General features: G+C 47.0%; 17 protein-coding genes. 10 read left to right on the forward strand and 7 right to left on the reverse strand.

All coding sequences use genetic code 11. The features are described 5' to 3' along the window. Nucleotides 1-77: 77 nt before the first annotated feature. The gene (locus tag NFI80_RS10410; RefSeq protein ID WP_235161384.1) at nt 78-1,931 is read left to right on the forward strand and encodes a YfbK domain-containing protein; all 1,854 of its coding nucleotides are present in this window, start codon (nt 78-80) and stop codon (nt 1,929-1,931) included. Between the two features lie 13 nt (nt 1,932-1,944). Here the strand turns inward: NFI80_RS10410 and NFI80_RS10415 are convergent, their stop codons facing one another. The 4 genes from NFI80_RS10415 to NFI80_RS10430 all read right to left on the reverse strand — a co-directional run bounded on the left by NFI80_RS10415 (nt 1,945) and on the right by NFI80_RS10430 (nt 7,763). After that, complete coding sequence (locus NFI80_RS10415) at nt 1,945-2,529, reverse strand: DUF4202 domain-containing protein (RefSeq protein ID WP_235161385.1); 585 nt, start codon at nt 2,527-2,529, stop codon at nt 1,945-1,947. A gap of 28 nt (nt 2,530-2,557) precedes the next feature. Then, nucleotides 2,558-3,031, reverse strand: a complete 474-nt coding sequence (locus tag NFI80_RS10420; RefSeq protein WP_235161386.1) for a hypothetical protein — start codon at nt 3,029-3,031, stop codon at nt 2,558-2,560. A 68-nt stretch (nt 3,032-3,099) separates the two neighbouring features. Continuing rightward, a complete protein-coding gene (treY, locus tag NFI80_RS10425; protein WP_235161387.1) occupies nt 3,100-7,311 on the reverse strand; it encodes a malto-oligosyltrehalose synthase in 4,212 nt (1,403 codons plus the stop codon). Nucleotides 7,312-7,385: 74 nt separating this feature from the next. After that, entirely contained in the window at nt 7,386-7,763 is a 378-nt protein-coding gene (locus NFI80_RS10430) for a response regulator (protein ID WP_233796047.1), read from the reverse strand. 294 nt (nt 7,764-8,057) lie between these two features. On the opposite strand from NFI80_RS10430, the gene NFI80_RS10435 reads away from it, so the two are divergent. From NFI80_RS10435 to NFI80_RS10455, 5 genes are all read left to right on the forward strand, one after another. Beyond that, nucleotides 8,058-10,046 carry an alpha-1,4-glucan--maltose-1-phosphate maltosyltransferase gene (locus NFI80_RS10435; RefSeq protein ID WP_235163118.1) on the forward strand — a complete coding sequence of 663 codons (1,989 nt, stop codon included), beginning with the start codon at nt 8,058-8,060 and terminating at the stop codon, nt 10,044-10,046. Beyond that, the gene (treS, locus tag NFI80_RS10440) at nt 10,039-13,392 is read left to right on the forward strand and encodes a maltose alpha-D-glucosyltransferase (RefSeq protein WP_374759640.1); all 3,354 of its coding nucleotides are present in this window, start codon (nt 10,039-10,041) and stop codon (nt 13,390-13,392) included. The genes NFI80_RS10435 and treS overlap by 8 nt, the downstream gene beginning before the upstream one ends. 10 nt (nt 13,393-13,402) lie before the next feature. Further along, the gene (glgB, locus tag NFI80_RS10445; protein ID WP_235163117.1) at nt 13,403-15,334 is read left to right on the forward strand and encodes a 1,4-alpha-glucan branching protein GlgB; all 1,932 of its coding nucleotides are present in this window, start codon (nt 13,403-13,405) and stop codon (nt 15,332-15,334) included. Nucleotides 15,335-15,364: 30 nt separating this feature from the next. Next, nucleotides 15,365-16,162 carry an SDR family NAD(P)-dependent oxidoreductase gene (locus tag NFI80_RS10450; protein WP_235163116.1) on the forward strand — a complete coding sequence of 266 codons (798 nt, stop codon included), beginning with the start codon at nt 15,365-15,367 and terminating at the stop codon, nt 16,160-16,162. Between the two features lie 252 nt (nt 16,163-16,414). Beyond that, on the forward strand, nt 16,415-17,170 hold the full coding sequence (locus tag NFI80_RS10455) for a LytR/AlgR family response regulator transcription factor (RefSeq protein ID WP_233796043.1): 756 nt from the start codon (nt 16,415-16,417) through the stop codon (nt 17,168-17,170). Nucleotide 17,171: 1 nt separating this feature from the next. Here NFI80_RS10455 and NFI80_RS10460 read toward each other — a convergent pair whose 3' ends face one another. Together NFI80_RS10460 and NFI80_RS10465 are read right to left on the reverse strand one after the other, a co-directional pair. Further along, the gene (locus tag NFI80_RS10460; protein WP_235163115.1) at nt 17,172-17,555 is read right to left on the reverse strand and encodes a DUF3037 domain-containing protein; all 384 of its coding nucleotides are present in this window, start codon (nt 17,553-17,555) and stop codon (nt 17,172-17,174) included. After that, nucleotides 17,533-18,330 carry a HipA family kinase gene (locus NFI80_RS10465; protein WP_235161391.1) on the reverse strand — a complete coding sequence of 266 codons (798 nt, stop codon included), beginning with the start codon at nt 18,328-18,330 and terminating at the stop codon, nt 17,533-17,535. Before NFI80_RS10465 ends, NFI80_RS10460 begins: the two co-directional genes overlap by 23 nt. Before the next feature lie 174 nt (nt 18,331-18,504). Here NFI80_RS10465 and NFI80_RS10470 point away from each other — a divergent pair, with 174 nt between their 5' ends. After that, a complete protein-coding gene (locus tag NFI80_RS10470; protein WP_233796041.1) occupies nt 18,505-18,879 on the forward strand; it encodes a hypothetical protein in 375 nt (124 codons plus the stop codon). Nucleotides 18,880-18,953: 74 nt separating this feature from the next. Here NFI80_RS10470 and NFI80_RS10475 read toward each other — a convergent pair whose 3' ends face one another. Continuing rightward, nucleotides 18,954-19,355 (reverse strand): DUF1801 domain-containing protein, encoded by a 402-nt coding sequence (locus tag NFI80_RS10475; RefSeq protein ID WP_235163114.1) that lies wholly within the window; start codon nt 19,353-19,355, stop codon nt 18,954-18,956. Between the two features lie 155 nt (nt 19,356-19,510). On the opposite strand from NFI80_RS10475, the gene NFI80_RS10480 reads away from it, so the two are divergent. The 3 genes from NFI80_RS10480 (at nt 19,511) to NFI80_RS10490 (ending at nt 24,068) form a co-directional block, all read left to right on the forward strand. Next, complete coding sequence (locus NFI80_RS10480) at nt 19,511-20,404, forward strand: LysR substrate-binding domain-containing protein (protein ID WP_235163113.1); 894 nt, start codon at nt 19,511-19,513, stop codon at nt 20,402-20,404. A gap of 121 nt (nt 20,405-20,525) precedes the next feature. Continuing rightward, nucleotides 20,526-23,177 (forward strand): DUF7133 domain-containing protein, encoded by a 2,652-nt coding sequence (locus tag NFI80_RS10485; RefSeq protein WP_235163112.1) that lies wholly within the window; start codon nt 20,526-20,528, stop codon nt 23,175-23,177. A 42-nt stretch (nt 23,178-23,219) separates the two neighbouring features. Then, nucleotides 23,220-24,068, forward strand: coding sequence for a hypothetical protein (locus NFI80_RS10490; RefSeq protein WP_235163111.1), 849 nt, complete (start codon nt 23,220-23,222; stop codon nt 24,066-24,068). The last annotated feature ends 5 nt before the right edge of the window (nt 24,069-24,073 follow it).

The raw sequence follows: 24,073 nt of genomic DNA on the forward strand, positions 1-24,073 counted from the left end.
TCCATAAAAAAAACTGAAAAACTTTTATGGAATCGTCCTGGTGCGTGCATCCAGCTGATAAACAAAATCTATTAGCCATGAAAATCAAAATTGTATTGCTCCTCATTGCCGCCCTGAGTGCATTTTCAATGCTCCAGACCAGGAAGATTTCCGGAGTTGTAACGAATGAAAACGGAATACCACTGGCAGATGTCATGGTTATGGTGGAAAAAACATTGCCGCACACTAAAACCGATTCGCTAGGAAGATATGAAATTCAGGTTCCGGCTTATGCTGCCTCGCTTACGTTTGTAATACCCGGCTATACATCCAAAAAAGTAACATTAGGGACTTCAAATGTTGTGAACATAACCTTTGCAACCGGCAAAACGGACTTGACGGATGTTTTGACCAAAAGCCGTTATCCTAAGCATAAGGTTACCGGCATTGTTGCCAATATGGAAATGAGCACGGCCACCTTCGCAGTGCCTGCCCAGCGCCACCAGCCCCTGGAAACGGAAAATTATAATCCGGTTAATGAAAACGGCTTCCAGATTGCATCCCAAACGCCCGTCACCGCATTCTCGGTTGATGTGGACAGGGCTTCATATAGTAACACACGCCGGTTCCTGAATTCAGGCCAGATGCCTCCCGTAGACGCGGTGCGGATCGAAGAAATGATCAACTATTTTGATTACGAGTATGTGGGTCCATCCGGGGCTCATCCCATCGCTGTTTCGACCGAAATGACCGAGTCGCCATGGAATCCGGGTCTTAAACTGCTGCATATCGGCTTGCAGGCGAAGCATATTCCCATGAAAGAGCTGCCTGCCTCCAACCTCGTTTTTCTTATCGACGTGTCCGGTTCCATGTCGGACCAGAACAAGCTTCCCCTTTTGAAACAAGCTTTCAAGCTACTCGTTGACCAGCTGCGGCCGCAGGATAAAGTTTCGATTGTAGTATACGCTGGCGCGGCCGGTGAGATTTTGAAACCTACATCCGGAAGCGAGAAAATGACCATCAAGGAAGCGCTCGACGGACTTGAAGCGGGAGGATCAACGGCTGGCGGCGAAGGCATTGAACTGGCCTACAAACTTGCAAAAGATAACTTCCTGAAAAATGGCAATAACCGGGTTATCCTGGCAACGGATGGCGATTTTAATGTGGGTGTTTCCAGTGAAGCAGCATTGCAGCGGCTTATCGAAGAAAAACGCAAAGAGGGCATTTTTCTAAGCATTATGGGATTTGGAATGGGAAATTACAAAGACAGCCACATTGAAACCCTGGCTGATAAGGGCAACGGAAACTACGCTTACATCGACAACATTCAGGAAGCCAGGAAAGAATTTATCCAGGAATTCGGTGGGACGTTGTTCACGGTTGCTAAGGATGTTAAAATCCAGATAGAATTTAATCCAAGGCATGTAAAAGCTTACCGGCTGATTGGTTACGAAAATCGCGCGCTTAAAAACGAAGAGTTTCATGACGACAAAAAGGACGCAGGCGAAATGGGCTCGGGACACACGGTAACAGCATTGTATGAAATCGTTCCAGCAGGCTCCGAAAGCCATTATCTCGCTAAAAACGACCCGCTGAAATATCAGAAAACGGATGCTTCGGAGATAGGCAAGACGGATGAAATGCTAACATTGAAGATCCGCTACAAAAAGCCCGATTCGGAAGTAAGCACACTGTTCGACCTGCCTGTCAAAAATGCTTCCAAACCCTTTGCTTCCTGTTCTGAAAATCTCCGGTTTGCCAGCGCAGTGGCGGAGTTTGGCTTGTTACTGCGCAACTCTGAATTTAAGGGGAAGGCTGATTATAAAGATGTGCTTGCCCGTGCGAAAACGGCACTTGGAAAGGATGAGGAAGGCTATCGCGCGGAATTTATCCAACTGGTAAAAACTGCAGAAGCACTGGACGGCAGGAAAGAGGTTGTCAGGCGGGATTAATTATGACCTTGCATCAGGCGGCGCCTAATGCAAGGCCTATAAGGCGCTTTCCTTCATCACTATAATGGAGAGAAAGCGCCATATTTCTTCCCTGATCACTCATTTTTGCCCAGGTTTTCTGTAAAATATTGACCATTTTTTCCTCGCTGGTTTTCGCGATCAGGTCGTCGTATTGGAATTGCAGGAAAACAAGGCACAGTGCATTCTCCATGGTTTGCACTTCCTCATCGTCTTTGATGCGCTGCTTGCGGATGATCTGCTTCACGCGCTGGATGATTTCATCCTCATAACCGACGGATTCCAGTATTTCTGCTGCCTTTGCAGCGTGAAATTTAGATAAGTCAGTGCGCCATTTGAGATAACCTACCCTACCCTCCGGATAACTGCTGCGTGCGATTTCCCAGCGCCCGATATGCTGTGCGCGGGATGCGAGTAACAGGCTTTCGCTCGCTTCGGGGTCCAGTTTCGTAACCCATTCATGCAATTTCAGCGCATAAAAATATTCTGACGGATAACCAGTTCCGTCATAGGTCAGATGTTCGGGGGCATTACGGTTATAATCGTCAAAAAGCGTGAATGCTTTTTCCAGGTTTGTCATTTCAAAATGTGTTTCAGAGGTGGTGGGTCTACTTTACAGCTTTAAATTTCAGTGAAATCCGGGTCATTCTTGGGTAATCGTAAGCGGTGCTCTGCGTTTTCATGGTAAAAAACTCATTGCTTGCGTCTTTTGGATCAATGGTCCATTCACCACCCTTCACATTTCCATCAGCGGCTCCTACTGTCAGGTTTTTGTCAGTTTGCCTCCATTTCAGGATAAATGGTTTGGTATCACCCTTAAATACACCCGAAAATGTGCCGTCCTTACGAAGCTCAACCATTTCCATATAGCGCTCGAAATCAATTCCGCCAAATTGCTTGGTCATTTTTCCGTCCTTGAAAGTAACCGCGTCATTGACCGCGATCTCATCGATTTGCCACTGTTTCACCTCCGTGAGCAATGCAGCCGCATCCGCAGGACTATCCGCTCCGCTTTTGCAGCTGCTGAAATTGATCAAACAAAACCCAACAAGGATTGAGAAAACCGCTTTTTTTAAATACATAGAAACACCTGATTGCTGTATTTCACAAATATAGCCACAACACAACATTCACAATCATTTTCCTGAACCTAGTCCCGGTTATACATGGTTGTCAGGTTCAGCAAATACTGTTGGTGCTCGTCTGTGATCTGGCCTGGTGTAAGCCGCCATGACCAGTTATTCTCGTTGGAGCCGGGAATGTTCATAATTGCAGTCTCATCCAGCCGCAGCACGTCCTGCAAAGGCAGTATGGCCGCTTTTGCCACTGAGGAATAAGTAAGACGCGCCAATACATCACAAATGTTTTCTTCTGTTACCTCATAACCAACGTATTGCCCGATCAGCTCTTTGATATCATCGTCCTTCGCCGCCTTAAACCAGCCTAATGTGGTGTTGTTATCATGCGTGCCCGTGTAGGCATAAAAATTAGCGTTGAAATTGTGCGGAATGTGATCCGACTGCGCCAAGTTTTCACCAAAAGCAAATTGCAGCACTTTCATCCCCGGCAGCTTGAATTTGTCCCGCAGTTTATAAACCTCCGGACTAATTTCTCCCAGATCCTCCGCGACAAAAGGCAAATCCCCTAGTGCGGATTCTATCTTTTTGAAAAATTCCTCGTCAGGGCCCAGCTTCCATTCTCCATTTACGGCTGTTTTTTCATCACCCGGAACTTCCCAATAGTCGGCAAATGCACGGAAATGATCCAGTCGCACAATGTCAAACATTTCAATGTTTTTGGCCAGGCGGTCCACCCACCATTTGTAATCTTGCTTTTTCACCGCACCCCAGTTGAATACAGGCATTCCCCACAGCTGCCCGTCATCCGAGAATGCGTCAGGCGGCACGCCTGCAATGCCGGTGATCTTGCCCTCTTCGTCCACGCAGAAAAGCTCAGGGTTGGCCCAAACGTCCGCCGAATCATAGCTTACATAGAAAGGAATGTCACCCAGGAGTTTGATATCCTGTTCATTACAATAGGATTTCAGCTCTTTCCACTGCTTATCAAAAATGTATTGCTGCCACTTGATAAATTCAATTTTATCCCGGTCAATTCCGGCCAGCGCATTTGCGTCACGCTTTCTGAACTCTTCCGGCCACGTATACCAGGGCTTGCCATCGTGCTTTTGTTTGAGGGCAATATAAATGGCAAAATCTTCCAGCCACTCTTCATTTTTTTCACAAAAAGCCTGAAATGCTTCCTTCGCCTCAGCAATGTCCAGCGAAAGGAATTTCTCATAAGCTTTTGACAGGAAGTCATGTTTTAATTTCCCTGCCTGCTCGTAATCGGCTTTGCCATTCTGCGGAAGCACAAATTCAGTCAGACTATCCAGTTCCAGAAGTCCTTCATTCGCCAGCATTTCCGGGCTGACCAGTAGCGGATTTCCCGCGCGGCTGGAAAGTGCGCTGTATGGCGAATTGGATTGCGCCGCTTCTACCGGATTAAGAGGCAAAATCTGCCATAATTTCTGTCCGCTTTTCGCAAGGAAATCGGCGAATGCATATGCCTCAGATCCAAGGTCTCCGATCCCGAATGGGGAAGCAAGGGATGTAATATGCAGCAAAACACCTGCCTTACGCTCATTATCGGGCTTCTTCCCTTTCAAAACCGCAATAGGCAGACCATTGAATATTTCTGCTGGGGTTAGTTTCCCTTCATAGTTGGCTTCCTTTCCGGTGAGCATTTCTGTCCAGGCGGCCTCCATATTATCCGGCAGCACTATGGACGTATCCTTCCAGTCGAGGTCAAAAAACGCCTTTCCCTGCTCTTTGCATAGCATTGCACTGTGCAGCGGAATGGCTACAACCAGGAATTCTTTTTTATGTTTCCGGGCAAAAGCCAGAATATGATCTTTATAGGCACCGCGGATTTTCAGCGGCACATACTCCCCTTCTGAGAAAAGGACAGGATTGGTTTTTCTGAGATTGTAAAGCTGGTGTGTAAGCCATAGTTTGATCTGCCCCGAATTTCTTGTTTCCCACAACTTTTCCAGCAGTCTTTCGGTATCATAATCCTCAAATTCCTTTAACCAGGTTTTGCGGATTTCATAGTCAAACGGCCTGCGATTGTCAGGATCCACAAGACTCAAATCCCAGAGTTCGGTTCCCTGGTAAACATCCGGAATGCCCGGACATGTAAATTTCAGCAGCACCTGCGACAAGGAATTCACTATTCCTGCATCGGTAATCGTTTTTAAATACTCCTGGAAATCCTGAAAGAACGGCGACTGCGGATCGAGCAGGGCAAGTGCAAACTCCTCCGTACTTTTCTCATAGGCCTCATTGGGCTCAGCCCAGGTTGTATCTGTTTTGGCTTCGCGAAGTGCTTTTTTTAGATAATCGCCCAACCGTTCGGCAAAGTCGCTTGCATCCTCGCCTGGCATCGGATAAGCTCCCACCAATGTCTGATAGATCAGATACTCGTCATTATCCGTTGGTCCGTCCGCCTTTTTCAGCGGGGCATTTAGTTTCCGCCATTCGTTGACTTTGGCGATCCACTCTTCGGGCAGGTCGGTGAGCACATTGAGCCTCGCTCTTACATCCTCACCCCGCTTCGTATCATGCGTGGAAGTGGTGTTCATTGATAATGGCCATTCCTTCCGGCGCACCCGCATTTTGTGATGGAAATCCTTTACCGACATCCCAAAGCGGTCTGGAAAATCTCCCACATCATTATGTCCGATGAAGCGGTTATAAGTATACATTAATGTATCCTCTCCCCCTTTGGCCATCAGCGGCCCGGAGAACTGCATCCAGCGCTGATAAAATTCCAGCGCTTTGGCATTATACGCATCATCATTGTCAACCGTTTTCTTCAAAATAGCCTCATCAAGCATTTCTGCTGCGTCCGCCAGATCGGGATGATGCTCCTTAACCTCGGTCAACACAGCCCTTACTGCTTCGATTTCAGTCTGTGACAAAGGCATTTCCTTACCATAATAACGGTAAATAGGGCAATGGATCAGAAATTCGCCAATGGCTGCTTTAACATTGTCTTTACCAACAGTTTCCAGTTCGTGCAGATCGACCAATTCCAGATCCGTAAACAGTTGGTAGAGATTATCCAGCTCCCCGCCCATGTGGTTGTTCAGGATTCCAGACTTTTTTTCCAATAACTGCTCCCTGATGGTGTCATCCGTTTCGGTAAGTTCGTGGTAAAAATCAGAGAAGAGCTCTTCCGCCCCGGCATTGGTAAGAACATTGTTCACATCGGCCAGAAACTCATAGCCCGAAGTGCCTTGAATCGGCCATTGCACAGGCATGGACTCATCTTTTTCAAGAATTTTTTCAACAATAAGATAGGTGTCCTGGCCTGCGAGTTCGCGAAGCTTATCCATATAGCCCGCGGGGTCGTAAAGCCCGTCGATATGGTCTACGCGCAAGCCCTGGAAAATACCTTCGTCTACAAGTTGCCTGATAAATTGGTGATACTTTTCGAAAACGTCATCCCGCTGCATATTAAGGCATATCAGGCCGTTTACAGTAAAAAATCTACGGAAATTAATTTTCGAATCGGTTTCCTGCCAGAAGCAAAGTAAGTATTCCTGCCCTTTGGCAATCGAAGTCAGTTTCTCCTTATCCGCATTGACCGAGGCTATGACCTGATCGATCCAGCCTTTGATCTTTTCGTTTTTCATCAGAGAAGAAAGTTGAAGCAAAAACTCACTCCAACGCTGCGAAAATACTTTGGCATCCTCGGCCTCGTGAATTTCGTTCAGCTGGGTGACCAATTGCTGGATCGTCTCAGGAGCATTCTCCTGATCTGTGCCGAGCAGGTTCATGTAAGAACGGATATTCAATGGAAATGTCGCCCCTTCGTAATTGATAACCAGCTTGTTTCCGGCATATTCCAGTTTTAGCTGCTCATTTTCAATCACTTCTTCGAGCGTAGCGCCCAGAAATGGGACCATTAACTTACCCTGAAACAACTTACTATTCCAGGCAATATCAAAAAACGAAGCATATTCCGACTGCTGCCCTTTTTCGAGCACATCCATTAACCACTCATTTTCTGAATGGAATGCCATGTGATTGGGAACAATGTCCTGCAACCAGTCTATATCCAGTTGCTTCAATGTTTCGCTTATTTTTTTTAATTGCTCGATAGTTCCTATTTCCGGATTGATGATTTCGGGGCTGATGCCGTCGTAACCGTGCGTGCTGCCCTTTGTCGCAGCCAAAATAGGAGAAGCGTAAATCGTCCGGACGCCCAGTTTCTGTAAATAAGATATCTGGTTCTCGAAGTCTGAAAAGGAAAAATCTTTATGAAATTGTAACCGATAAGTAGCTGTTGGATTCTTCATAATGGCTGAATGTTATTTTTCCATCCGCATTAAATATTGTGCCACCCAATTTACTTACGGGCTATCAACCCAATTTACTGCCCCAGCAGTGCCCTCAAAACAGGAATTTCCAGCGGTTTGGAAAGCAGGTGCATTACGTAGGGATTCGAACGGACTCTGGCAATGTCGTCTGTGTCCACGGTTGAAGAAATCATGTAGATCCTGATCCGGCGTCTCAGGCTTTCGGGGAGATGTGCATATTGCCGGGTAAACTCGAATCCATTCAGGCCCGGCATCTGAATATCGAGCAGAATGATGGTTTCGGGAAAATGTTCTGTTTGATTTTCAAGAAAATCCATGGCAGATTGGGCAGAACTGAATGCTTTGACGGCATGCGCAAGACCACTCTTTAAAAGCAGTTTTTCTTGCGTAAACAAGTCAAAAGCACTGTCGTCTATCAAAATAAACTCCATCGGTCCGGCTGGGAAAATTATGGATCTGAATAAGCTATAAACACTAATTCGTGTAAAACTCAAAAAAAAATAACCAAATACAATCAGCATCTACGGCCAGATTGCGTCGGGCCGGAACTTGAATTGATGAAATTGTGGCGGTATAAATTGAGAAGTCGCTGAAATTTACGCGATTACAAAAATTAATCCAAACCGGAAACTAGAAAATAACTGCAATATTAGCGGCTATTGACCTCAATTATAAGCTTCTGGACATTTCTCCAGGCATGGTTTTGATTGATTCAACAGGCATTCATGAACGGAAAACTAAAAATCGGATCGATGCATATTCAGGACGGCAGAAAGCGGGTCGTGATTTCCAACGTTACTCCCCAGATTGAAAGTGGCAGATTTCCTGCTAAAAGAGCCATAGGAGAAAAAGTGGTTCTGACGGCAGACATTATCGGGGATGGCCATGACGTGGTAGCGGCAAGCGTAATTTACAAACACGAATCAGCAACAATGTGGGACGAAGTTCCCATGAAATACATGATCAACGATCAATGGGAAGCGACCTGGAAACCAGAAAAAACGGGTTTCTACGAATATCGTTTTACTGGCTGGATCGACCACTTTACAACATGGAAAAATGGCCTCGTTAAAAAATACGATGCAAACCAGGACATTTCGGTTGAAATACTGATAGGCGCAGAACTGCTTGAAGAAGCGATGCAACTCGCTGACGAAACCGACAAACCTGCATTCACTAAATGGATCGAAGCGCTCAAAACAGGCCAGGACCCCGAAGCTGCGGTAAATTTGTCGGTGAGTGATGAGGTGGCCGATGCCATGAAAAAGATCCGCTATACGGATCGGATCACGGTGTACGAGCATACTTACCGATTGGAAGTGGAGCGCAAAAAAGCCGCTTTCAGCAGCTGGTATGAGCTTTTCCCAAGATCTGCCTCCGCATTGCCGGACACCCACGGAACATTCAAAGACGTAATCAACCTGTTGCCGCTGGTTTCGAAGATGGGTTTTGATACACTTTATTTCCCGCCGGTTCACCCGATCGGTGAAATGAAAAGGAAAGGAAAGAACAATTCACTTACACCATCCGAAACGGATCCGGGTTCGCCCTGGGCAATCGGTAACCGGCTCGGCGGGCACAAAGCGATCCATCCGGAGCTGGGCACAATCGAAGATTTTGTGGAGCTGGTCTCGGAGGCAAAAAACCTGGGCATCGAGGTTGCTATGGACATTGCTTATCAATGTGCCCCGGATCATCCTTATGTGAAAGAACATCCCCAATGGTTCAAATGGCGCCCGGACGGGACGGTCCAGTATGCCGAAAATCCCCCCAAGCGATATGAAGATATCCTGCCTTTCGACTTTGAAACACAGGATTGGCAGAACCTTTGGCTAGAATTGAAAAGTGTCATCGACTTCTGGATCGGTAAGGGGGTTAAGGTTTTCAGGATCGATAATCCGCATACAAAAGCATTTGCATTCTGGGAATGGATGATCGGGGAAGTGCGGAAAGTAAACCCCGAAATCATTTTCCTTGCTGAGGCATTCACCAGACCGCGTGTGATGGAACGGTTGGCAAAAATTGGTTTTAACCAGTCATACACCTATTTCACATGGCGTAACAGCAAATGGGAAATAGAAAAGTATATGGAAGAGCTTACCAAAACCGACCAACAATACTATTTCCGTCCGAATTTCTGGCCGAATACACCGGACATTCTGCCGCATCATCTGGCAGAAGGTGGCGAGAATGCGCACATTATGCGTCTGATTCTGGCTGCTACATTATCATCCAATTACGGATTATACGGACCTGTGTATGAGTATGGGGTTAATAAGCCGCATCCGGGAAAGGAGGAATATACTGACAATGAAAAGTACGAGATCAAGCAGTGGGACTGGAAACAATACAGCCGCACGCGCGAGATCATAACGCGTGTTAATAGGATCCGCAAGGAAAATCCGGCATTGCAATCCACCTGGAACATTGATTTTGCGGAGACCACTAATGATATGGTGATCAGCTATATCAAGCAGGACGAAGAGTCGAACAATGCATTGCTGATATCCGTGAATCTGGACGTCTTCAACACGCAAGGCGCCCACGTTAAGGTGCCTATTCATCGCTTCGGCATTCATCCCGATCAGACTTACCTGGTCAGCGATATGCTTAGCGGTGAAAAATATTACTGGCGGGGTGAATACAATTTTGTTCAACTGAACCCATATGAAATGCCTGCACACATATTTAAAATTGAAACGCTCAATGGATAAAATAATGGAAGACAAAAACGGAATATTTGATAAGAACCTGCATTGGTATAAAGATGCCATTATATATGAATTGCACATTAAAGCATTTAAAGACGGCAACTGCGACGGGATCGGAGATTTCAAGGGGCTTATGGAGCAACTTGACTATTTGCAGGACCTTGGCGTAACGGCCATCTGGTTATTGCCTTTTTATCCATCACCGCTCCGCGATGATGGTTACGATATCGCGGATTATTACTCGATCAACCCATCTTATGGCGATCTGACGGAGTTCCAGGATTTCCTGAAAGAAGCTCATCAGCGCGGCTTGAAGGTGATTACCGAGTTGGTTATCAACCACACTTCTGATCAGCATCCCTGGTTTCAGCGTGCAAGAAAAGCACCGAAGGGATCGCCGGAACGCGAGTTTTATGTCTGGACAGACGATCCGAAACAGTTTAAAGATGCCCGGATCATTTTCCAGGATTATGAAAAATCCAACTGGACGTGGGATAGCGAAGCAGAACAATATTACTGGCACCGCTTCTTCCATCACCAACCGGATTTGAACTACGACAGTCCTCTGGTACAGGAAGAAATCCTGAAAATACTGGAATTCTGGTGTGAGATGGGTGTGGACGGTTTCCGTCTGGATGCTGTTCCTTACCTGTTTGAACGGGATGGAACAAACTGTGAAAACCTTCCTGAAACGCATGAGTATCTTAAAAAACTGAGATCTTATGTAGACGAGCGCTATCCGGGCACATTGCTGTTGGCGGAAGCGAATATGTGGCCGGAAGATTCTGCTGCGTATTTCGGCGACGGTGATGAATGTCAGATGAACTATCATTTTCCAATTATGCCGCGCATGTTTATGTCGCTGCAAATGGAAGACCGCTATCCTATCACTGATATCTTTGACCAAACGCCTGAGATTCCTGAAAACTGCCAGTGGGGAATATTCCTGCGGAACCATGACGAGCTGACGCTGGAAATGGTAACCGATGAGGAACGTGACTATATGTATAAAGTATATGTCAAAGATCCGAAGGCAAGAATCAACCTGGGAATCAGGCACAGACTTGCTCCTTTGATGGAGAACAGCCGGAAGAAGATTGAGCTGCTTAACTCGCTGCTTTTCACATTCCCCGGCACACCTATCATTTACTATGGTGATGAAATTGGTATGGGCGATAACTTCTATCTCGGCGACCGCGATGGAGTAAGAACGCCTATGCAATGGAACCCCGACCGTAATGCAGGCTTTTCGCAGGCCAACCCGCAGCGGCTTTACTTACCATTGATCCTGGATCCGCAATATCATTATGAATCGGTGAATGTGGAGTTGCAGGAGCGTAATTCATCCTCATTATTGTGGTGGATGAAAAGGGCTATCGCTACCCGGAAGAAGTACGATGCATTCAGCCGCGGGGATATTAAGTTTCTCAATTCAGAGAACTCAAAAGTGCTGGCTTTCACCAGAACTTTCAAAGACGAAACCATGCTGGTGATCGCGAACCTGTCGCGCTTCCCGCAACCCGTGGAGCTGGATCTGGACGCATATAAAGGTTTCCAGCCGGTGGAAATATACAGTAAGAACAAATTCCCTTCGGTTAAGGATAACACACCCTATTTCTTCACATTGGAGGCATATGCTTGTCAATCCTTTGTAATGCAAAAAACGCATCCGGAAATTGATCAGAACGAGGAGCTTCCGCTGCTTGAACTGAAAGACTGGAGCGATTTGCTTAAACCGGAGGTTCTTGAAAAGCTGGAAAACAAATTCCTGCCTTCCTACCTGATGAAAATGAGGTGGTTTGGCGGAAAAGGAAAAGGCTTGGACAGCATTAAGGTGGTTTCGCAGGCTACAATCCCGTTGGGACAAAACCCGCCGGCTTACATCCTGTTGCTTGAAATGGCTTATCAAAATGATCTGCCTGAAATGTATCAGCTTCCTGTGGCATATGGCAAAGAGCAATTCTCAAACCGTGTGAAGGAAGACTGTCCGCAAGCTGTAATCGCCAGGATCAAGATCGGTGGCGAGGAGGAAGGCGTGTTGTTCGACGCCATTTACGGACTGGAAATGCAGCAGGCCCTGCTTGTTAATATGGGTGAAAATGTAAAGCTGAAAGCCAAAAACAGTGAGATCCATTTCACAGGAAATGCAGATCTGGCTGCGCACATTAAGGAAAATGACAAGTTCAAACCACGTGTGCTTTCAGGAGAGCAGAGCAATACTTCCATCACCTTCGACGGCAAGTATTTCTTCAAACTGTACAGAAAAGTGGACCGGGCGATCAATCCCGATATGGAAATCACGCATTTCCTTACGCATGAGGCGCAGTTCAAAAATATCCCGGCTTTTGTGGGCGCGGTGGAGTGGAAACATAAGAACGACAGCATGGTGCTGGGTATGATGCAGGAAATGGTTGTCAACAGCACCGACGCCTGGGCCAACATGCTGGACAGACTGGATAGCTTCAACGAAAAAATCCTTTCGACCAGCGAAATACAGCTGCCTACCGAACTTGTGGGCACATTGACAAACCCGGTAGGTTACGAGGACATTCCGGAGGCATTGAAGGACTTGCTGGATGTTCCCGTAGCGGAACAGGTTGCATTACTTGGAACCAGAACAGCTGAAATGCACCTGGCGCTGGCATCAGGCAAAAACAATCCGGATTTCAAACCAGAAGAATTTTCGCTGCATTACCAGCGCTCGGTTTATTCGTCGCTGCAATCACTTGTCCGCGTTGCATTCCAGAGTCTTAACCGCAACACCAAGAAACTTACGCCGGAAGCACAGCAGGAAGCTGCGGACGTATTACAAATGAAAGACGAAATCCTGACGGAACTGAAAAAAGTATATAGCCGCAAAATTGACACGGACAAGATCCGGATCCACGGCGATTATCACTTAGGCCAGGTCTTATTCACAGGAAAAGAGTTCATTATTCTTGACTTTGAGGGCGAACCAGCGCGCAGTTACAGTGAAAGAAGGCTGAAACGCTCCGCATTGAGAGACGTTGCGGGCATGTTGCGTTCGTTCCATTATGCGGCTTATGGCAGTTTGCATCTCGACAATCAGGTACGTAAGGAAGACATTACGAAACTGCTGCCTTTTGTGGAACAATGGTATCATTACATGAGTGGATTTTTCATGAAAGCATATCTGGAAACGGTCAAGGACAGCCCGATCATCCCGCAGAAAAAGGAGGACCTGGAAGTGCTGTTGCAGACATTTTTGCTGCAGAAGGCCATTTATGAACTGAATTATGAGGTCAATAACAGGCCTACATGGGTGATGGTGCCGTTAAGTGGCATAAAGTCACTCATGCACAAATCCGAACCTCAGGTAACAGCTTAAAATTTTGACCATGACAGATCAGCGCAGCGATGCATTGCCGATGCTTTCCGGATTTGACATTGACTTGTTCAAGTCCGGAACACATTATCATATTTATAATAAACTTGGCTCCCACATTATCGAACGGGACGGGGTCAAGGGGACGCATTTTGCCGTTTGGGCACCTAATGCGCAGCAGGTTTCAGTGGTTGGAAATTTCAATGGCTGGAACAGGGAATCACATCCCTTAAATGGCAGAACGGACGGTTCCGGCATTTGGGAGGGCTTTTTGCCGGGAATTGGCCGCGGAGAATATTACAAATATTTTATCCGCTCCAATAATGGTTACGAAGTAGAAAAAGGAGACCCTTACGCATTTCACTGGGAGACACCACCTCACACTGCAACCGTGGTATGGAACCTTGATTACCAATGGAATGATGCGCAATGGCTGGAAAAACGCCGTAGCGCACCTCCGCTCAGCAAACCTATTTCCGTTTACGAAATGCATATTGGCTCCTGGCGGAGGGTAGATGAAGAAGAGGGCCGTTTCTTAACCTACCGCGAGCTGGCCGCAGAGTTACCGGAATATTGCAATTACATGAATTTCACACACGTGGAATTTATGCCGGTGATGGAACACCCGTTTTACGGATCGTGGGGTTACCAGCTCACTGGCTACTTCGCTCCCAGCAGTCGTTTTGGAACACCTCAGGATTTCATGTTCCTTGTTGACTCGCTGCACCAGGCTGGCATCGGCGTGATCCTGGACTGGGTGCCTTCCCACTTCCCGACCGACGAGCACGGGCTGGGCTATTTTGACGGAACGCATCTTTACGAGCATGCCGATCCTAAAAAGGGCTTTCATCCGGACTGGAAGAGTTTCATCTTCAACTACGGCCGGAATGAAGTGAAGGCATTCCTGATTTCAAATGCTATTTACTGGCTGGACAAATTCCACATCGATGCCTTACGGGTTGATGCCGTTGCATCTATGCTTTACCTGGATTATTCCAGAAATGAAGGGGAATGGATCCCTAACCAGTATGGCGGACGCGAGAACCTGGAAGCGCTGGATTTTTTAAGGGAATTCAACAATGCGGTGCATACCAATTTCCCCGATGTTCTCACCATTGCCGAAGAATCCACCGCCTGGCCGGGCGTTACCAGCCCCACAAACAATGGCGGCCTGGGCTTTGACATGAAGTGGATGATGGGCTGGATGCACGATACATTGTCGTATTTCCAACTGGACCCGGTTTACCGCTCCCATCATCAGGGACAGCTTGCATTCAGCATTCATTATGCGTTTTCTGAGAAATTTACTTTGCCGCTTTCACACGATGAGGTGGTTTATGGTAAAAATTCGATGATCAATAAAATGCCTGGCGACCATTGGCAGCAGTTTGCCAACCTGCGTTTGCTTTATGGCTACATGTTCGGTCATCCGGGTGCAAAGCTGCTTTTCATGGGCGCGGATTTTGCACAACGGCACGAATGGCGCCACGATTTCAGCCTGGATTGGAACGAAAACAACAATCCGTCCCATACAGGCATCCAGCTCTTGCTAAAAGATCTCAATGGTTTCTATAAATCGCAACCCGCTCTTTACGAAAATAATTTTTCACAAGAGGGTTTCGAGTGGATCGATAACCAGGATGGTGTAAACAGCATCATGAGCTGGATCCGGAAAGGAAAAAATGAAGAGGACGATCTGATTTTTGTCGGAAACTTCACGCCGATTGTTAAGAGCAATTACCGGATTGGAGTTTCGAAGCCTGGATACTATCAGGAAATCTTTAATACGGATGATCTGAAATATGGCGGATCTGATGTGGTTAAGCGGGAAGAACAGGAAAGTTATCCTGTTCCGAAACACGGAAGAATTCACTCACTAGCGCTCGTTTTACCTCCCCTGGGCATTGTTGTATTAAAATATGTGCGGGGTTTTGACTGGTTGTAATTTAATCTTCATCAATAAACTACTTTAATTATGTCATCTAATGGAAAATATGCGCTAATCACAGGCGCAACAAGCGGCATAGGCTACGAGCTGGCCCTGCTGTTTGCAAAAGACCAGTATAACCTGGTGATCGTATCGCGCGACGAGCAGCAGCTGGAAGTGAAGGCGCAGGAGTTCAGGCAGCACGGTGTGGAAGTGATCACAATTGCGAAGGACTTTTTCAACCGGGAGGAAACCTTGTCAGTCTATGACGAAGTGAAAAGCAAAGGGATTACCATTGATGTGCTGGTGAATGATGCCGGCCAGGGCGTTTACGGATTATTCCAGGATAATGAGCTGAACCGCGAACTGGACATTATTGAGCTGAACATTTCAGCTGTAGTGATCCTTACCAAGCTTTTCCTGAAAGATATGCTGGCAGCGAATTCCGGCAAAATCCTTAACCTGGCCTCTATTGCCAGTAAAACCCCGGGCCCATGGCAAGCGGTTTATCACGGGACAAAAGCATTTGTGTTGTCGTTCAGCCAGGGGCTGCGTGAAGAATTGAGCGAGACGGATATAACCGTAACCGCATTGTTACCAGGCGTTACCGACACCGATTTCTTTAACAAAGCAGATATGAACAGCAGCAAAGCTGTGCAGGACGAAGATTCCAAAGCTGATCCTGCGGGCGTGGCCAAAGATGGTTACGACGCATTGATGTCGGGCAAGGATAAGGTGATATCCGGGCTTAAAAATAAGTTACAAATGGGTATGAGCAATGTGACGCCCGACAGCATGGTCGCGCATAACATGAACGAAATGCAAAAGCCTGTTACTGAGGATTAATTTCCAATATTTCGACGTTACGGCCATATCATCGCAGGGTGATATGGCCTTTTTGCGTTTAGCCTTTAAATAAATCTCACCGGCCTTTTACTGGTTGAAAAAGCACATTCTTCTTCTTTTCTTTTAATTATACTTCCGGTTAAAAACAGATCAGCGTTTCCATGATAATCACCCGGCCTCACCGGGTAATGCCTGGCCAAGCGTCGATCAGTTTATGTGTCCCACGTCACCTTTTACAACATTAAAGACATTATGATAAACGCGCTGATTATCGATGATGAAATTAAAGCCCGTCACATTCTTGCCAATTATCTGGAAACAATGATCCCGGAGGAAATGACCATCAGGCAGGCACGATCGGTGGATCAAGCATTGGAAGTGATGAAAACATTCAAGCCCGGACTCATATTCCTGGATGTGGAGATGCCGGGAAAGTTTGGTTTTGAATTGCTGGCCGGCCGAAAGAATCCTGACTTCGATATCATTTTTATAACCGCATTCAATAAATACGCCATTCAGGCAATCCGGTTCAGTGCGCTGGATTACTTACTAAAACCCATTTGTGTGGAAGAATTGAGATCTGCCATTGAACGGCATATCGAAAAAGTGAAGGAGAAGAATGCCCGCCCGAGTCAGGTGCTTCTGGACAACCTGATGGACAACATTAAGAAGAAGGAAATTAAAGATTTTCGTCTGGCCGTCCCTTCCAGCGAAGGCGTTTTCTTCTTTATGCTGGACGAAATCCTGAGGCTCGAAGCAGACAAAAATTACACATCCATACATTTGGTTGGTAAAAGACCGTTCGTTTCCAGCAAAACGTTAAAGCACTTTGACGAAATGCTGGCCGACTTTAATTTCATCCGCACGCACAAATCACACCTCGTTAACTCCCGGTACATTAAGCAAGTGTCGCACAACAGTCAGTATGTGCTCCTTTCCGACGGATCGCAGGTGGAAGTATCCAGAAGAAAAAAGGAAGAAGTCCAACAGCAGCTGAACCTGCGCTAAGTTATCGGACCATTTGATCAAACAATTTACCCAAACTCACTTCCGGTTCCTGGCAAAAGCCCGGATGCACTTTTGATGATTGTACAACAGTGCTTCGCGTGGCGGTAAGCCAGCGGAAACGCGATGCAGGCGGCAGCGCAGCAATGGTGCCGCCTTCTTTTTTGCCCAAACAAATCAACTTCAATGCATTCAGGTAAGCACTTACCTCATCGAGATCCAGGCTTTCGGAAAGCACGCGCAACTTGGCAGCATTCAGCTCAATGGTGCATTCCAGAAAACGCTTTGACGGACAAAATAAAATAACACCCACATTCACAAATTCTTCGCGCTCGACCCTGGGCACGACGCGAATTACGGCGTACTCAAATAAGTGCTGCTCTTGCATCATTAGCTCCTTTAACAAATACATCCGACACGGAGAGCCGCGACGCTAAAAATTTCACATAAGCCTGCCGATGTTCTTCGTCAGTTTCAAAAGGCGCATCGCGCAGCAGCCAGTCATCCGGGATCAGCGATACAACGGCCTCAATTTTCTCAACATCTAAAATGGACTTGAATTCGGCATCAACAGACTCGATATCAGCAGCGTAACGAAGCAGCACATGATCTTTTACTTGTGCAAACGGCCGCTTAGCCTGCTCTTCCCAATTATCCCACGAATGATGAAAATACAATGCTGCGCCATGGTCTATAAGCCATAACTCTTTGTGCCACATGAGCATATTGGTGTTCCTGGCCGTGCGGTCTACATTGGTAATGAGGCTGTCGAGCCATACGATTGCGGATGCAAGCCGTGACTCCACGTCGGTTACCACGGGATCAAAAGTAATGGCGCCGGATAAATAATGGATGGCCAGATTCAACCCCGTGCTGGCGCGAAGCAGATCCTGAATTTCTTCGTCGGGCTCTGTCCTTCCGAACGCCTCGTCGAGATTGGCAAAAACGATTTCAGGAACTTTCAAACCCAGCAATCGCGCAATTTCCCCTCCTATCAGCTCTGCAATCAGCGCTTTTGTTCCTTGCCCGGCCCCGCGGAATTTCAGGACATATAAAAAATCGTCGTCGGCCTCGGCAATAGCAGGCAGCGATCCGCCTTCCCGCAGCGGGGTAACATATCGGGTAACATTTACAGTTCTGGGTTGAAGTTGTTGACCATTCATTACATTATACTAACGGTTCAAAGCTGTCAATATAGAGATTTTTCATTAAACAAGTCCATTTCAGCCATCACCTGCGCCATCAGAAGGAGGCTTTACTCACATCCGCTCAGGTTGGAACGGTATTTGATACTTACCTTAATATTAAAAAAACTGGCAACCCAAACGACCAAGCGCATGAGACGGTTAAAAATATTAATGATTTTGATGGTGTTAACTGCACCAACGATTGCTTTTTCACAATCGCGGGATAACAAAACGGAGTCAAAACGCTCTGAGCGAACATTCCAGAAAAAATCTTCGAGGCTGAGCTCTTCGACAGACACATCCGATGTCTCCGCAATCGTCAAGGATTCGTCCAACGCCGAGAGCGGGCCTATCCTTAATGACAACGGAACCGTGAGCACAAACGGGACGATCAACGGGAGAAGCAGCACCGGTCGCCCCGATGCCGACACCACGACATCTTATTCAGTAAAACGCAATAAGAAAACGATCCGAAGCGGTGGCGCCGCAATGCCCGACACGACCAAGAGAAGAAGCAGACCTTAAAAAAGTTGACCATAACCCCGATCCAGCGTCGGGGTTATTTTTTGCCTTCGTATCAAGAAACCGCAAAAACATTGCTAGCCGACAAGCTTCGTATAGGTTTTCAAAATTTCCTCCAAATCACCTTTTTTAGCCTCCACATCGGCCATATCAGTAAAGTACATCATTCTCCGGTCTTTGTAATCCCCTTCCAAAAGTGCTGACTTAATTTGTACAATGGCAATGTGATGAAAGATCAAATGGACTTTTGTTTGCAGTCTATGGTTAAATGTAAGCAGATCGGCCGATGTATAATAGCTGGGCGCATTCCATTTAATCCTTTCTTTGATTTCAGGATCAGCGTTTTTTATAATGTTGCGGACCACTTCGATTTCCGCTTTCAACGGATGCTCCAACTGCTCCATATACGCCTCCACCTGTGCCGCGTCGCTTAATTTTACAGGCTTCGCTTTTGGTTCTTGATCTGTTTTTTTGGCCATGGTCGCAGGTTAGATTAAGGTTACTGCAATTACGGCAATTGCTTATTTTTTGCAATGCTTTATCCAAACAATCAACACCTTCCAGTGCGGCACATGCCTCGAATGAGGCATCTTTGCTGTCTTTGAATTTGTAATTTTAACAGCGACCTTGCAGCATGGTCTTCGATTTTCGGTTACAGGTTTTTAACACGGTCGCCCGCCGGCTCAACTTTACAAAAGCGGCTGCGGAGCTTTATATCACACAACCAGCCGTAACAAAGCACATTCACGAGCTTGAAAATCAGCTGAATACCAAGCTTTTTGAGCGTAACGGCTCACGTGTGAAGCTTACCCAGGCCGGTGAAATTCTCCTGCACCATAGCGAACAGATCTTTGAGATTTACCGGAACATTGAGTTTGAGATCAACAACCTGGCACAGCGCCAGGGCGGAAAGCTGCGGCTCGGCGCCAGCACCACGGCCGCGCAATACATTCTTCCTCCTATCCTGGCGGCTTTTCACAGGAAGTTTCACAAAATTCAGGTAACGCTCACCATTAAAAATACCGAAGAGATTGAGCAAGCCCTGCAAAACAAAGAGATTGACCTGGGCGTGATTGAAGGTTTTTCCAAAAACGCTGCTATAAAGTATATCGAGTTTTTAAAGGACGAAATTGTTCTCGTGGCCGCCAGTAAAAATCCGACGGCCATGACCGGCACCGTTTCACCCGAAAAGCTAAAAACCATCCCGTTGCTCATGCGTGAACCCGGTTCGGGGACATTGGAAGTGATCGCCCATGCGTTAAAGACGATTGGCGTCAGCATTGCCGAGCTGAACATTGAAATGCAGCTGGGCAGCAGCGAAAGCATGAAACTATATATGCTGCATTCGGATTCCATGGCGTTACTATCTGTTCATGCCGTGCTGAAAGAGCTGCAAAGCAAGGAATGCCGCATTGTGGATGTGGAAGGGCTGAACATTGAGCGCTATTTCTATTTTACGATCCTGCACGGACAGCACGAGGCATTACCCGACCTTTTTATGAAATTCGCCCGCTTTGTTGCGAAGTAGACGTCCCAAATGAATTGAGGCTTTTTTGAGTAGTTATTTCCGAATATCCCATTTATTAAGTTGAGTTTGTATCCATTTTTTTCATCTGAAACAAGGTGAATTGTTTTTCTGAAATCCAATTATGTTAAAGATTACTCTGAGTCTCGTAACTGCCTTCCTGATCCTGTACTGGAATAATGCAGCGATCGACCGTTCTGCATCCGTTAACAGTTCAACCCGCTCTGTAACAGCGGATTCTCTTCCCAATGCAGCTGCCTGGCCTGCCGAGCTGAATGTTACCCATTTTGCGGGGTCAGACCTTACGCCAAGTCCGGCCTGCCTTGCTGTTGCAGCCAGCGGAGAAGTTTTTGTGGGCGTTGACATGATCGGATCACTGGGGAAAACGCCCGGAAAAGGACGCATTGTGCGCTTGGTCGATACGGATCATGATGGGAAAGTTGATAAAAATACCACATTCGCAGAGGTCGACAATCCGCGTGGGATCATTGCTATGGGTGATCGCGTGTATGTTTTGCACACCACTTTTTCAAAAGAAACTCAAAAGGCATCGGGGATGGACCTGGTCGTTTTTGAAGATAAAAACCGGGATGGCGTGGCCGACGGAGGCCCTTCGCCTTTGATCCAAAGCATAAGCTCACCAAAATTCCTCCAAAGCCGCGGAACGGATCATTCAACAAACGGGATCCGGATGGGGATCGATGGCTGGATTTACATTGCTGTAGGTGATTTTGGTTTTCATGACGCCGTCGACAGGTCGGGCAAAAAGCTGACCCAACTGGGTGGCGGAATCGTACGTGTCAGACCCGACGGGACTGAGATGGAGGTTTTTACTCACGGCATGCGTAACATTTACGATGTGGCGATTGACCCTTATATGAATATTTTCACAAGAGACAACACCAATGACGGAGGCGGCTGGAACATTCGGTTCAGCCATCAGATACAATCAGGTGAATATGGCTATCCTGTTCTCTTCAAGCATTTTACAGAAGAGATTATTCCTGCACTCGTCGATGTAGGCGGTGGCTCGGGAACGGGGTCCTTGTTTATGGATGATCCCAACTGGCCCGCAAAATACAATCAGGTGCCTATGATGGCCGACTGGGGCAGAAATCAGCTTTACATTCACAGGGTGACACCCGACGGGCCCACGTTCACGCAGAAAGAAGAGGAGTTCATCAAGCTTGCACAGATTACAGATATTGATATCGATGCGGCAGGAAGCGTTTACTTATCCGCCTGGGATGGCGCGGGTTATTCAGGGAATCCGGGCAAAGGTTTTGTGGTTCGTGCGGTGCCCAAAACTTGGCAGTACAAGCCTTTTGCTGACCTTAAAAAATCCTCTGTAAAAGACCTGGCTGCATTGCTGACGAATGCAAGCGCTGTGCAACGCCTCGCTGCGCAGCAGGAGCTGCTTACCCGGAAAGCAAAAGATGCCGGAAAAGCGTCCTTAGCCATTGCCACGAACAAGAAACTTCCGCTTTACGCACGTGTTGCCGGGATTTTTACATACGCCCAGGTTGCAGGCACTTCCGGCCAGGATAACCTCGTTAAGCTCACCGAAGATAATGATGTGAGGGAATTTGCGCTCCGCGCATTGGCCGATCGCCTGAAAAATGTTTCCAATGTCCCTGTTGAGCCGTTTCTGAAAGGTTTGCAAGACGGATCTCCACGCGTCCAGCTAGTATCGACGGTAGGATTAGGCCGGTTGGGCCGCCCTGAAACGGCAGACGCATTGCTCAAAGTAAAGGTGCCTGCATCATTCGTATCGCCTGCCAAAGGAACAGAAGGACCGCACGCAACGCCAAACTCACCCATTATTGCCCCGCACATTGCCGTAAGAGCACTTGTTGCGCTCAATGCTGTGGATGCATGCGTGAAAGCCATCGGAACAGAAAATGCCACGCTCGCGCTATGGGCACTGCGATACATGCATGATCCCAAAGCAGTATCAGGGCTGATTTCTGCTTACGGACAAGCGAAAGACGATGCATCTAAAAACCAGATAATGTCCACATTAGCAAGGCTTTACAAGAAAGAGGCACCTTATGACGGCTCCTGGTGGTGGAGCACCCGCCCAGACACGCACGGCCCTTACTATAAGGCCGTTACATGGGAATCGTCGGATTCGATCAAAGGATTTTTGATGGAGGAATGGAAAAAAACGGATGAAAACGGAAAGCAGCGCTTTGCCGACCTGAATGGTAAACTGCGCATGGGAATCACCGAATTCGGCGGTGAAGAAGTGGTTGCTGCCAAAGAAGAAGTGAAAATCGATTTAAATAAAATCCGAAATAAAAAAGGGCAGGTGGGCGAATCTTCCATTGAAGACGTCATGCTGGCGATTGCCAAAATCGAAGGTAATCCTGCGTTGGGAAAACAGCTTTTCACCAAGCAGGGATGCATTGCATGCCACAGCCTCAGCAAAGGCGAAGTCATGAAAGGACCATTTATGGGCCAGATCGGCTCCATTATGAACCGCGAACAGATCGCCGAATCCATTTTGAAACCCAATGCATCTATTTCTCAGGGATTTGCCTCGGTGTTGATCAATGCAAAAGGGGACAAGACTTACATGGGATTCGTTTCCGAAGAATCTGCGGAGAAGGTCGTGATCCGTGACATTACCGGACAGGTAACTGTTATAAAGGCATCCGATATCATTTCGCGGAAAGAAATGGAGACGTCAATGATGCCTCCGGGGCTTGCTAATGAGCTTTCTTACGAGGAATTTGCTTCGCTGATCACATTTTTATCTCAGCAACGGAAATAGCGGCAGTCGTTGCAGCCCGGTTCAATCTTAAACATTCCATTCATGAAAAAACATCTGGCGTTTCTTTTCTTGCTTGCACTGGGATCCTGTAACGACGATAAAAACCAGCCCACGCCCTACCCGGACCCTGCGGTGCTGGCGAAGCAGCAGGCGCCTTTTGGTTCGCCGCCCGTAGATGTAAAATTGAAAAAGCTGCTGTATAACGGCAAGCTGGCCGCGGAATACATTTATGAGGGAGATTTGCTTCGCGAACAAAAAAAGTTCCTGTTTTTTAATGTTCCGGGGCATTATCAAAGCGGCAATTTCGTAAGGAACGCGGGGGTTACAGAGTCTTACGATGTAGTCTCCGCGGCTTGGAACGGCGAAGCGCAAACCGTTTCCGATGTTTTCAAACCTGCGTATTCGATCCGCTTCAATAAGCCTGATAATGATTCATTGCGGGAAGTAACGGAAGAGAACCTGATCTTCCTGGAAATTTTTTACAGAACCTATGCAATTGATAAAGAAGGTTTTATCACGCGCCAGGAATTTACCGAGAAGACCAACACAGCCAACGATTTTTCAATATTCTACGTCCGGAACGGGCAGCATAATATCGCCAAAAGCTGGGTCAAATATGCCGAACAAACTGCTCCCGGCACCTATGTCGAATACGAATTTGATAATCATCCGAACCCGTTCTTTAAGCTTGGCCTGGACCGTACCGGGCAGCTGGCTGCACATGCAATGAACCCGAACAATGTGGTGAAAGAGACCGTAAGCGATGCCAATGGCCCGATTTATTCTATTGATTACAAATATGAATACGCTGCAAATGGTTATCCAGGCAAAGTCAGCGTCGGATCCAAAAGCCCGGCTTTCACTCCCTATACGATGGAATTTAACTATTAACAAAG

The sequence above is a fragment of the Dyadobacter chenhuakuii genome, assembly GCF_023821985.2.
Taxonomy (GTDB): Bacteria; Bacteroidota; Bacteroidia; order Cytophagales; family Spirosomataceae; genus Dyadobacter; species Dyadobacter chenhuakuii.